The organism is Aeromonas sp. 603404, from assembly GCF_049171775.1.
Lineage (GTDB): Bacteria > Pseudomonadota > Gammaproteobacteria > Enterobacterales > Aeromonadaceae > Aeromonas > Aeromonas veronii_A.
The window spans coordinates 272,037-284,662 of sequence record NZ_JAAKPE010000002.1; the positions used below are offsets into that span (position 1 = coordinate 272,037).

Below are 12,626 nucleotides of genomic sequence, written 5' to 3' on the forward strand. Positions count from 1 at the left end.
CATGAAAATTGCGATGGTAATCACAGGCCTTGGTATGGGGGGCGCTGAACGACAAGTGTGCGATTTGGCAGATCAATTTATTAGGTTGGGCCACCATATATTAATTATCTCGATGACCGGTGAAATTAGCAATCGCCCACATTCGACTGCAGCAAACATCGTTTCACTGCAGATGAGGAAAACTCCATTTAGTGTTTTCAAAGCATACTGGCAGGCGATCAGGTTACTTAATCAATATAAACCGGATGTGGTGCATAGCCATATGGTGCATGCAAATATTTTTGCTCGGTTATTACGATTGTTTGTATCATTTCCGAAGCTTATCTGCTCTGCACATAGTGTTAATGAGGGAAGAGGGTGGCGGATATTGGCATACCGGCTTACCGAAAGGTTATGTGATCTTAACACAAACGTAAGCCAAGAAGCAGTTGAGGCTTTTATTAAACAAGGTGCGGTATCTGCCGGGCGAATGAAAGTCATGTATAATGGTATTGATACGGAGCGTTTTTATTTTAACGCCACAGTCAGAAATAAATTACGCTCTCAGCTTGGGATTGATGACAATAACATATTGTTAATTTCAGTAGGCAGACTGACCGCTGCCAAGGACTATACAAATTTGCTTGTTGCATTTGCGATGTTATCTTCGAGATCCAATAATGTTAAGTTGGTCATCATAGGTGAGGGTGAGGAAAAAGAATACTTAACCACAATCGCTAGCGCACAAGGGATTAGCGAGCGAGTTCATTTCTTGGGGCTGCGCTATGATGTTGAAGATTGGATGAGTGCAGCAGATATATTTGTGTTGTCATCAGCTTGGGAGGGGTTTGGTTTAGTTGTGGCTGAGGCTATGGCTACTGAGCGGGTAGTGGTTGCCACCGATTGTGGTGGAGTGAGGGAAGTGGTTGGCTCTGCTGGATTGCTTGTCCCCTCTAAAAATAGTCAGCAGCTATTTACCGCGATTGAGCAGGCTATGATGCTTTCGCCGCTTGAGAGAGAGGTGATGACTAGGGAGGCTCGGATTCGGGTTATTAGCCATTATTCAATAGAGACTATCTGTCTGCGTTGGTTAAATTTGTACCAGGACTACACATGAGCAAACATCTTTGTATGGTGAGCAATACAGCGTGGTCAATGTGGAATTTTCGCCGCGGATTATTATCTGCACTTATACAACATGGATATCGCATAACCATTGTTGCTCCACCTGATAATACAGTTTTTTCGCTCTGTGATTTGGGGTGTTCATTTATACCGTTGGCACTATCCCCTAAAGGAGTCAATCCAATTGTTGAACTAAAATTAATATTTGATTTCGTAAGAATATATAGAAAAATTAATGCGGATTTAATTATCCATTATACGGTAAAACCAAATATATATGGTTCTTTTGCTGCACATCTTTGTCGCACACCTGCCTTGGCTATAACCACTGGGTTAGGATATGCCTTTATGAATGATGGTTGGGTGCCCAAAGTAGTAAGGTTGCTTTATAAATTCGCTTTTAAATATCCTAAGCTAGTCATTTTCTTAAATGAAGATGATCGCCTTGAATTTGTATCAAGACAGTTGGTAGATAAAAGAAAGACTCTGTTACTGCCTGGCGAGGGCGTTGATTTGAGTTTTTTTTATCCTTCAGAAAAATTTGCTGAAGATGACTCGGTTAGTTTTTTGCTCATTGCGCGGTTGTTATGGGATAAGGGGATTGGAGAATATGTAGCAGCCGCAAAGCAGATTCATATTCGTCATCCAAACATAAAGTTTAAATTGCTAGGCGATGTTCAGGCTGATAACCCACGAGCGATCGGATATGCACAGTTGCATGAATGGATCAATGACGGTGTGCTGGAATATCTCGGTACTACACATGATGTTAGGCCTATCATAATGGAAAGTGATTGTATTGTGTTACCTTCTTATCGCGAAGGATTGCCAAGAACTATGATCGAAGCTGCTGCAATGGCAAAGCCAATTATTGTTACCGATGTTCCTGGATGTAGAGATGTACTGCTACATGAGAAAACCGGGTTACTCTGTCAAGCTAGAAATGTTTCATCATTGGCTGATGCGATGATGACATTCATACGAATGACTACAGCTCAAAGAACCTTGATGGGTAATGCTGGGAGGCAATTAGTTAGTGCCAGATTCGATGAGAAAAAAATCATTGGCATATATTTTGACATATTGGCTCAGCATATCGATGGCGCTCAGCCCTGTGGTTGATAACTGAATGAGTTTTTCATGATAAATAATAGCTATTATCCATATGGTGGTCGTTGGTATGACCTTGTACGGTTTAATTATACAATAATGTTCTTTTTTACATCCTTGGTATCAACATTATTACCTGCATTTTTGTTTTGGGGCGAGGACTTTTGGAATTTCCTTGATGATGTAAAAATAAATTCACTTTTAGGAATCTTTATAACATGTATTACTGCTGGTTTTTTCCTGAGTCGAGTGCTTTGCTATCCTGGAGTTAATGCTTTATCTTATATGATTCCAACAGTAACCGCTGTGTATGGAATATTATTCGGTGTGTTGCTGCTGTTTCGTCTTGAGTATAGTAGGCCAGTAATTATAAGCTCGTATATATTGGTTTTAGTATCTTGCTGGCTTATTTATTACTTAGGGGCACGATCTGGCAAGGTTAAGTATTCTATCATCCCGGTTGGTAATTATCAGAAACTGTGTGCCTTGACTGCTGTTGAATGGAATATTCTTCACAAACCCGATTTTTCTCTGTTTTGTGGTAATGCCGTAGTTGCTGACTTTCACTCATCTGATTTGACGAGTGAATGGCAAAGGTTATTAACTGATTTCGTTTTGTTAGGGATACCAATCTATCACAGCAAAACTATATATGCATCATTAACAGGCCGAGTGAGCGTTGAGCAATTATATGAAAATGACTTGGGTTCCGCTATTCCCTCGTTGTTTTATTTCTTTTTAAAAAGACTAGCTGATCTTTTGGTTGTTATAATTGCACTCCCCTTTTTTATGCCGATGTTACTTATAACAGCAATATTAATAAAGCTGGAAAGCCCTGGCCCTGTTTTCTTTAAGCAAAAGAGAGTTGGGCTGGGTAATAAAGATTTTGTAATATATAAATTTCGTAGTATGCATGACAGTTCATCATCAGACAATGCATATTTTGCTCAGGAGGTTGACAAACGGATTACTCGTGTTGGTCATTTTATTCGTAAATATAGAATTGATGAGCTCCCGCAATTCTTTAATGTTCTTAAAGGGGATATGAGCTTGATTGGTCCACGGCCTGAACAGCGTTTTTTTGTGGAGAGGTTTGAGTCTGAATTACCATTCTATATGTATCGTCATATGGTTCGTCCTGGTATAAGTGGATGGGCTCAGGTGATGCATGGCTACTCAGCTGATACAGATAGTACTCGTATAAAATTAGAATATGATTTTTATTATATTAGAAACTTTTCGCTTTGGCTTGATCTATTAATAGTAATCAAAACTATTAAAACAATGCTGACAGGGTTTGGGGCTCGTTGAGTATACGGAAATAATATATGAGCAGCTTGTATTGGATTTTATCTTCATTATACTGGTTACTTGGAGTGCATTTTTTTATGCACAACCCGGGAGGAGCAGGGCTATACCTGCCCTTTAACGCATGGGGATGGGTGTTTGCCTCGCTGGCTATTGGATTAGGATTGTGGCAAGTGACGTTACGCCAGCGTCTGCTCTTTTCTCCATTACAAGCGGGCTTATGGATAGGGGCACTCTTGCTACTGCTGCCGATGTTCTATCCAAGTTTTGCACTCAGGGATTATGCCATTCCCAGATTATTGGGGCTTTTTGCTGGTCTGCTGTTTTTATTCGGGCTCTATCAATGGCGCTTCAATCGGTTGCAGCGAGATCGCTTGCTCTATATCGTCCTGATAGCGATCGCGATGGAGGCTTTGCTCGGTCTGATACAGTTCTATCTGTTGACACCCGGTAACTGGATTGGCTACGACACTAAAACCAATCGTCCTTACGGGATCTTTCAACAGCCAAACGTGATGGCAACCTTTATGGCAACTGGTCTTGCCCTTGCTATTTGGCTGGAATTACGCCGAGAGGGTGGTCGTTTGCTGATGGCTCTGCGCTATGGCGTCATTCTATCAGCAACACTGTTGCTGGTTGTTTTGCAATCCCGAGTGGGTCAACTTGGCGGTCTGCTAGCTCTGTTTTTATTGATACCGCAACTCCATCGCCATCGATTGCTATGGCGTATGTTGGCGCTGGTTATTTTTGCGGTGGCCCTTGGCCTGCTATCACAGTACTGGATGGCAGGAGCAAAGCGCGGGTTGGAGATTTATCAATCTGGTGGTATGCGATCTATTTATTGGCCTTATGCAGCCAAGCTGATTGCCGAAGCACCATGGAGTGGTTGGGGATACGGCAGTTTTGAATCTGTTTTTCTCCATCACTACATGGCTGATAAGGCGCTGAATCCATCTATGGTGCAGATTGAGTACAATCTTGACCATCCCCACAACGAATTCCTTTATTGGGCTGTTGAGGGAGGGGTGGCTCCCATGGTTGGTATGGTGATCATGGGGGGCGCATTATTGTGGTGCCTGACGAAGGTGCGTTGGGTAAATGCCATGGCACTGCTTGCCCTGGTGACACCGATATTGCTCCACACTCAGACGGAATATCCCCTTTACCATGCAATCGTGTTGTGGTGGTTGTTGCTGACGCTGATCTATGTCGTTGACACCGAGATTGAAGAAACCCGTTTCGTGAGTTGCGGTAGCCCATCGTGGTTGGACATTGAGTATCGCCCCTGGTTGTTGCTCCGATTTATGGCAATAGCTATCCCTCTATTGGTTGTCCCATTTATGCTGACAGCCCTTCATACTGCCTGGGTCGTCACCAAATACGAGCGGGGAGGTTATAAGGAGCCGACGCTCTTGCTGGAGATTATCAATCCTATGGCATGGCTGACACGAGTTGAATTTGATGTGAACTCGGTTCGTCTGATGGTCGGTTTGCAGACAAACAACAAGGCTGAACTGGAAGCTTATCTGGAGTGGGGGCAGGACTTCGTACTTCATACACCACGAGCTAATATATACGCCAATATGGTGACAGCACTTAACGCTCTGGGTCGCAAAGAGGCAGCCGATGCGATGCGTCTGGAAGCGCTCAGACTCTATCCTGCGGAACCTCTGCTGAGTGGCTCTGTAGCTATACCGGTGATCAGTGGTGTTGATCAATCTGCACAAAGTAATGCTCGCGCAAATTAGCGTAATTTAACAACCGGGTAAGATCGGTTATGTTAAAAAACAGATTGTTTATTTGTCTTTAGATATATGGATTGGCGTTGTAAGTTCTTGATTTTTATGGATAAAAATTATGGCCTTTTAAGTCGTCGTTGCTGAGGAATTGCTTTGTGGCTTTTTTATTTCACCTTGCTTGATGGGTAACTGGGCGGGGGGGGAGGGCATATCGGGTGTCACTATAAAGAGAATCTTCTGACTGCATGTAGTGGGATATTAATGAGCCCTGTAATATCTGAGATCATCATCTGTCAGATTGTATAGCAATCACAACTGAGCATTGATTTGTTATCACGCTTCGCGTCAAGAGAGTATGGTGAGTGAAAAATAAAAAAAAAGGAGTGTAAATACAGAAAACGGTATGTTGTTATCAATTGTCCATGCTATTCTGACACGGTAATCCCTGTGACCGACTTTTTGTGAGGAAATAATGAACGAGTTTCTGAAAGTTCTGCTGAACATTCGCAGTCTGCGTGCGGCTGTTCGTGAGCTGCCGTTTGAGCAACTGCTGGAAGCTAAAGAGAAGTTTGACCTGGTTTACCAAGAGCGCGCCGATTCTGTTGAACAGGAGCGTGCTGAACAGGAAGAGCGTCAGCGCAAGCTGAATGAATTCACCGAAATGCTGCAGCAGGCTGGTATTGATCCTCGTGAGCTACTGGCGACTGCCGCTGCTCCGGCTGCTGCAACTGGCGCTGCCAAGAGCAAGCGAGCTCCGCGTCCGGCTAAATACAAGTACGAAGAAGATGGCCAGGAAAAAACCTGGACCGGTCAAGGCCGTATGCCGAAAGCCATTGCTGCTCAAGTAGCATTGGGTAAAGACCTGAACGATTTCCTGATCTAATTCGTCAGGTTCAGAGATTGAATAATGCCGCCCTCGGGCGGCATTATTTTTGCCGTATTACTCGTGGTTATCCAACCAGTATTTCCACCTCATTGTTATCTGCATTCCTCGTTTGTATCCTTTCTCTCTCGCCTTACCCGCAGTTCCTTTACTCAATATCATTCGTTGTTTACGATTAATTTTGTCCTGTGGCTCACCAACGCGATATCGCTATTTGTATGCGTTGTGCTGATACGAGCTTCGGATATGTTTCTCACGATTCACGATTCACGATTCACGATTCACGATTCACGGTGCGTCGCTCGGCAAGAGTAGAGCTCTCTGCTGATGGAATATCCGGTAATCGTTATCTCCGGTCAGGGGGCGTTAGGTATAGAGAGAGCCGCAAGGTATGGCCGGTATATTCAGGGTCGCCGATGCATGTAATTGGCTGCGCTGCCATGACTGCCCCTGATAATGGGCAATGAAGTTCGGCTGCAGTGTGGGAGAGGAAATTCTGTATGGTCTATGGCGATGATATTCCCCACTCTGTAGGCAGAGTGGGGGATAGCCAGGTGAAGCGCTATCGGGGCGTCACGCTATCGCTGCCACCCAGGGCGCGATAGATTTTGGCTGTGGTGGTGAGCTGCTCTTTTTGCTGTGCCAGCAGGCTCTGCTGGGCATCCCACAGTCGGTTCTGCTCATCAAGCCAAGCTTGCACGCCGGTCGCACCCGCCTGGAAGCGAGCCTTGGCCAGTCGTTCGGCCTCCCGGGCATAACTCAGCTGCTCCTGCAGATAATCGAGTCGCTGCTGGCCATAGTGGCGGGCGGCCAGATTGTCTTCCACTTCCACCAGTGCAGTGTAGAGCTGCTTGCGAAACTCGGTTTCGGCGATCTGGTAATCCAGCTCCGAGCTTTCAATGGCGAGCTGGGTGCGGTTGTATTCAAGGAAGGGGAGGGCAAGGCTGGCTCCCAGCGTACCGACCGGATTTTGCAGCACTTGCGCCAATCTATCGGATGCGGTGCTGGCGCTGCCGGTCAGGGTCAGGCTGGGGTAGAAGCTGGTGCGGATCTCATCCCCTTTAGCCAGCGTCTTGCGCAGCCGCAATTCGGCCGCTTTGACATCGGGGCGGCGGGCCAGCACATCGGCCGGAATACCCACCGCAAGTTCAGGAATGGCCTGCTTTGCAAGGGAAGCGGGTGCATACTCCAGCGGCCCGCTGCTGCGGCCCAGCAACAGACGCAGGGCATTGCGAGCCTGTTCCTGCTGCGCCTTGAGGGAGGCCAGCTCAGCCTGCTTGCCTGCCAGTTGCTGGCGTGCCTGCGCCAGATCGAGTCGGGTGATGGCGCCTGCCTGGTATTTGGTTTGGGTCAGCAGCTCGGTTCGCGTCAGGTTGGCCAGCTGCTGTTCTCCGAGTGTGATGGCAGAGCCGAGATAGCCGAGCTGCCAATACTGCTCCAGAGTATTGCCAATCAGCAGGAGTCGGGTGCTGGCGAGATCCTGCTCGCTTGCCGCCGCCTCCCAGCTTGCCTGATCTCGCACCGAGGCAAGCTTGCCCCACAAATCCACTTCGTAACTGAGGCTCAGCGAGGGGCCCAGACTGTTGGTGCCTTTGCCGCTTTTCAGATCCTTGTTGCCACTGGCTGCGATAGTGCCATTGACCGAGGGGGTGAGGTTGGTATCGGCCTGCTCGGCGCCCAGTCTGGCGCTTTTGAGCTTGAGGGCCGCCACATGCATGTCCGGGTTGGCGGCTAGAACCGCCTCGACCAATTTGTCGAGTTGGGGATCATGAAATTCCCGCCACCAGAGGCCAGCCTGCGCAGCCAGTTGGGCGCCCTCGGCCTGTTGCCATGCAGGGGCGATCGCCAGCTCGGGTCTTTGATAGCTGCTGTGCTGACTACAGCCGCTGAGGGCCATGCAGAGAGCCAGCCAGGAGAGTTTGTACATTGTTATTCCCTCGCCAGTGCGACAACAGGGTCGAGCCGCGCCGCATTGCGTGCCGGCAAGTAACCAAACAGGATCCCGATGAGTGACGAGCAGCCAAAGGCCATCAGGATGGAGAAGAGCGAGAACTGCATCTTGATGGAGTCCACCAGCAGTGAAAAGAGCGCGCCAATACCGAGCGAGATGCCGACGCCAAATATCCCCCCCAGCAGGCTCACCATCACAGCTTCAATCAGGAATTGCTGCAGGATATCCGACTGGCGGGCGCCCACGGCCATGCGAATGCCGATCTCGCGGGTGCGCTCGACCACCGACACCAGCATGATGTTCATCACGCCCACCCCGCCGACGATCAGCGAGATCACCGCGATGGCCGAGACCATCAGGGTCATGGTGGCGGTGGTTTTTTCCACCGATTTGATGATGCTGTCGCTGCTGAAGGTGAAGAAATCCTTCACCCCGTGGCGCTTGGTGATCAGCTCGATCACCGCCTGCTCGGCCAGTGCTGGTTGTACCCCGTCTTTGACCCGGATGGTGATCTGGCTGAAGTGGTGCTGCGAGATGAGGCGACTCATCACCGCGCTGTAGGGTAGCCAGATATTGACCGACTGGCTGGTGGGGCCAAAGCCGGTCTCCTGCGAGACCACACCGACAATCCGCACCGGCAAGGTGCCGACCAGTACCACCTTGCCGACCGGATCCTCCTTGCCAAGCAGGCTGGTGATGCTCTTCTTGTCCACTACGGCGACGGCGGCACGCTGCTGGATATCTTGCCACTCCAGTAAGCGACCACTGACCAGCGTCATCCCCTTCACCTTGAAATAGTCGTTACCGACCCCGGTCACGTTGCCGCTGTTGGTCTTGTTGCGGTAGCGCAACTGGCCTGAGCTGCCGATCTCGGGGCTGGCGCCCGCAAGATAGGGTTGCCCCAACAGGGCATCGAGATCCCCCTTGTTGAGGGTCTGGATACTGGCCATCTTCTCATCGCCCCATCCTTTACCCGGGAAGATTTCGATGGTGTTGGTGCCCATCGCATTGATCTGGTCGATCACCTTGGCGCGCGCCCCCTGACCAAGAGCGACCACGCTCACCACGGCGGCGATACCGATGATGATGCCGAGCATGGTGAGGAAGGTGCGCATCCGGTGGGCGAGCATGGCATGGATCGCCATCCGTCCCGCTTCCCGATAACGATCCCAGTCGTGGCCCTTGGCGCCTGTAGTGGGCTCTATTTTTTGAGGGGCTACAGCGGTGGCTGGAGCCAACACGGCCGTTTGGCAGGGGCCGCTATCTTGTTCAATCCGACCATCCTTGAGAGTGATGATCCGGTCGGCATGGCTGGCCACGTTCATATCGTGGGTGACCAGAATGATGGTATGGCCTTGAGCGTGCAGCTCCTTGAGGATCGCCATCACCTCCTTGCCGCTCTGGCTATCCAGTGCGCCGGTCGGTTCATCGGCGAGGATCACTTCGCCGCCATTGGCCAGCGCCCGGGCGATACTGACCCGCTGCTGCTGACCGCCGGAGAGTTGGCCCGGGGTATGGTGGCTGCGATCGGCCAGACCCAGTCTGCCCAGCAGCTGACGCGCACGTGCCTGGCGATCCGGGCGACTGGTGCCAGCATAGACGGCTGGGATCTCCACGTTGGCGGCGGCATCGAGGTGGGGCAGCAGGTGGTAGCGCTGAAAGATAAAGCCGAAGTGGTGGCAGCGCAGTCGGGCCAGCGCCAACGCATCCATGGTGGCTGTGTCCTGACCGCGAAACAGGTACTGGCCGCCGCTCGGGCTATCCAGACAACCCAGCAGGTTCATCAGGGTCGACTTACCGGAGCCGGACGCGCCGACAATGGCGATCATCTCTCCTGCCGTGATGGTGAGGTCAAGAGGGTGGAGCACGGTGACTTCGCTGTCGCCGCTCTGGTAGCGTCGCTCGACCCCTTTCAGCTGGATCAACGGCAGCTGGTTCAGGGGCTCACTCATAGCATCACCGCCATCTCATCATTGTCGGCGGGGGCTCCGTGATTGAGCTGCACCTCCTCCTTCTCACTCAGCCCGCTGATCACTTCAATGCGGATCTCGTCCTTCATACCGGTCTTGATATGACGGGTTTCGGTTGTCTCATCGTCATTGATCACGGTGACTTCATACTCGTTGTCACCCAGCGACTTGCCGAGGGCGGTTTGCGGCACAGTAAGCACCTGCTTGCGCTCGCCGAGCACAATGGTCACCTGGGTGGTCATTGCCACCCGCAGGGTATGATCGGGATTGGGCACATCGAACAGGGCGTAGTAGTAAACGGCCGCATTGCTGGTGGTGGTACCTGTGGTGGCCTGATCGTTAATATTGGTAGGCGCTAACTCCACGGCGCGAAGGGTACCCTGATAGCGGGTATCCGGATCGCCGATCAGGGTGAAATAGACCGGCATGCCGGCTTTGACCTTGGTGACATCAGCTTCGGAGATCTGCGCCTTGACCGTCATGGTCTCGAGGTTGGCCAGCTTGAGCACGGTCGGCACCGTCTGGCTGGCAGCCAGGGTCTGGCCCTGACGGGTCACAATGCTGATGACGGTGCCATCCATCGGCGCCAGGATCTTGGTGTAGCCCAGCTCGGTCTTGGCCCGATCAACCTTGATCAGGGCATTGTCGATATTGGCCTGGCTGTTTTGCAGTTCGGCGCGGGTGACCGCCAGCAGTGCTTCGGCACTCTCCAGATCGGCCCGTGAGCTCGCCTCCTGCTTGAACATCTGCTGCTGGCGCCGCCAGGCGAGCTCGTTCTGTTTGAGTTGTGCCTGCTTGATCTTGAGCTGGGCGCGGTTGCTGGCAAGCTCCGCCTCGGCCGTCTTGAGGTTGTTCTGGGCAATCAGGGGATCGATCTCGGCCAGCAGGTCTCCCTGCTTGACCTGATCACCAGCCTCGACGGCCAGCTTGGTAACCTGACCGGAGACCTGGGCCCCCACATCCACCTGCTCCACGGCCTGCAGCACACCACTGGCCAGCACGGTCTGGGCAATATCCTCGCGGGTCACCTGAGCGGTTAGCATCGCCTTGGGTGGTTGACTGGGCCAGAGCAGCCAGCCGATGAGTACCACGGCGATCAGCATGGTGATGGCCAGGGTTCTCTGCTTGGGGGTTATGTTCATCGATCACCTGAATGGAAACGGAAAAGGTTGTGCGCGGCGATTATCCTGCAGCAAAGCCCTGATAAATAACAGCCGCAAATATGTAAGCAAAGTTATGGCGTTAACTGTCAATAAGCCGAGAAAGGAGTAAGCGATAGACCGCAGTCGTGAGCAAGATGGTCAACAAGAGGGTGGGGAGTGCGGCTGGCGGTGGCGATGAAAAAGCCCTGCGCAGAGGCAGGGCTTTGGAATAGGTGATGGCGAGGGAGGATCAGGCCTTGGCCAGCAGATCCATCACCCAGGGCAGACCCTGCTTCTTGCGGCTGACAAAGCCCGGGTGGTAGCTGGACTCTGCCGGTACTTTCGGGTGTGCAGTAAAGTAGATGCGGCTGGCTGCGGCCGTCAGGTCAGTCACCATCAGCACGAAGAAGTCGAGCCCTTCGCCTTCAACACGGTGTGCCATCTCTTGCAGCAGAGTGTCAATCTGGTCGGCAAGCTGTTGTTCGCTGCCCACTTCAATCTGGCTCATGATGAAGTTCAGACCTTCGGCCTGGAATGCTTTCTCATCCTGCTGCAGCAACTGCGCAGGAGTGAGGCCGCTCAGGTCGGTTTTTGCCATCAGCAGCTGTTGACCGAACTCGGCCAGCGATACTTCGGCCAGCGGTGCCAGACGCTCACAAGCGATCTTGTCCTGCTCGGTGGTGGTCGGCGAGGTGAGACAGAGGGTGTCGCTCATGATGGCACCCAGCATCAGGCGAGCCTGGCTGCGGGTCACGGTGCCTTGCTGGCTCAGCAGATCGAAGGCGATGGTGCAGGTGCAGCCGACGGCCCGGATCCAGGCATCCAGCGGAGACTGGGTGACCAGAGTGCCGAGACGGTGGTGATCCACCAGACCCAATACATTGGCTTGTGCCAGTGTGGCGGGGCCCTGTTCCAGATCACTGAAATCCACCAGCCAGACGTTTTCACCGGTCAGATCTTTGGTCAGCAACTCGGGTTCGCTGACGCCAGCCTGCTCCAGAATAAAACGGGTTTCGGTGCGCAGGTCACCCAAACGCCATGGGGTGGCCTGACGGCCCTGGCCATTGAGCCAGTCGGTGATAACCAGCGCACTGCAGATACTGTCGCTATCAGGATTCTTGTGACCAAAAACGTGGATCATAGACAAAGCCTCACAATTGGATACCCATAAAGGGGGGCAACACTATGCGAAATCCGCCACATGAAGGCAACCGGATCCACGCCCATGTTGCTGCCAGCTTCGCCTAACTCGCCATTTTATTGATCTGAGTCGGTAATCCTGACGCGAGTTCGGTTCTCACAGTTGGCTATTGGCTATTGGCTATTGGCTATTGGCTATTGGCTATTGGCTATTGGCTATTGGCTATTGGCTATTGGCTATTGCTGACTGCGCAGGCCATAGCTCTCGCCTGTGCCTGT

Annotated in this window: 9 protein-coding genes; 5 read left to right on the forward strand and 4 right to left on the reverse strand. The window is 51.4% G+C overall.

Features of this window, described 5'->3' with window-relative positions:
* Position 1: 1 nt before the first annotated feature.
* The 5 genes from G5306_RS05175 (at position 2) to G5306_RS05195 (ending at position 6,144) form a co-directional block, all read left to right on the forward strand.
* Positions 2 to 1,096, forward strand: coding sequence for a glycosyltransferase (locus G5306_RS05175; protein WP_227340921.1), 1,095 nt, complete (start codon positions 2 to 4; stop codon positions 1,094 to 1,096).
* A complete protein-coding gene (locus G5306_RS05180) occupies positions 1,093 to 2,226 on the forward strand; it encodes a glycosyltransferase family 4 protein (protein WP_227340920.1) in 1,134 nt (377 codons plus the stop codon). Before G5306_RS05175 ends, G5306_RS05180 begins: the two co-directional genes overlap by 4 nt.
* Before the next feature lie 18 nt (positions 2,227 to 2,244).
* The gene (locus tag G5306_RS05185) at positions 2,245 to 3,525 is read left to right on the forward strand and encodes a sugar transferase (RefSeq protein WP_421312497.1); all 1,281 of its coding nucleotides are present in this window, start codon (positions 2,245 to 2,247) and stop codon (positions 3,523 to 3,525) included.
* A gap of 17 nt (positions 3,526 to 3,542) precedes the next feature.
* Positions 3,543 to 5,270 carry a Wzy polymerase domain-containing protein gene (locus G5306_RS05190; protein WP_421312498.1) on the forward strand — a complete coding sequence of 576 codons (1,728 nt, stop codon included), beginning with the start codon at positions 3,543 to 3,545 and terminating at the stop codon, positions 5,268 to 5,270.
* A gap of 463 nt (positions 5,271 to 5,733) precedes the next feature.
* Entirely contained in the window at positions 5,734 to 6,144 is a 411-nt protein-coding gene (locus tag G5306_RS05195) for an H-NS family nucleoid-associated regulatory protein (RefSeq protein WP_216954269.1), read from the forward strand.
* A gap of 562 nt (positions 6,145 to 6,706) precedes the next feature.
* Here G5306_RS05195 and G5306_RS05200 read toward each other — a convergent pair.
* The 4 genes from G5306_RS05200 to G5306_RS05215 all read right to left on the reverse strand — a co-directional run bounded on the left by G5306_RS05200 (position 6,707) and on the right by G5306_RS05215 (position 12,348).
* Positions 6,707 to 8,071, reverse strand: coding sequence for an efflux transporter outer membrane subunit (locus tag G5306_RS05200; RefSeq protein ID WP_421312499.1), 1,365 nt, complete (start codon positions 8,069 to 8,071; stop codon positions 6,707 to 6,709).
* Between the two features lie 2 nt (positions 8,072 to 8,073).
* Positions 8,074 to 10,047: a MacB family efflux pump subunit gene (locus tag G5306_RS05205; protein WP_421312500.1), complete on the reverse strand. Its 1,974-nt coding sequence runs from the start codon at positions 10,045 to 10,047 to the stop codon at positions 8,074 to 8,076.
* Positions 10,044 to 11,207: a macrolide transporter subunit MacA gene (gene macA / locus G5306_RS05210; RefSeq protein WP_421258157.1), complete on the reverse strand. Its 1,164-nt coding sequence runs from the start codon at positions 11,205 to 11,207 to the stop codon at positions 10,044 to 10,046. The genes G5306_RS05205 and macA overlap by 4 nt, the downstream gene beginning before the upstream one ends.
* Positions 11,208 to 11,457: 250 nt before the next feature.
* Positions 11,458 to 12,348 carry a manganese-dependent inorganic pyrophosphatase gene (locus G5306_RS05215; protein WP_323874835.1) on the reverse strand — a complete coding sequence of 297 codons (891 nt, stop codon included), beginning with the start codon at positions 12,346 to 12,348 and terminating at the stop codon, positions 11,458 to 11,460.
* Between the last annotated feature and the right edge of the window lie 278 nt (positions 12,349 to 12,626).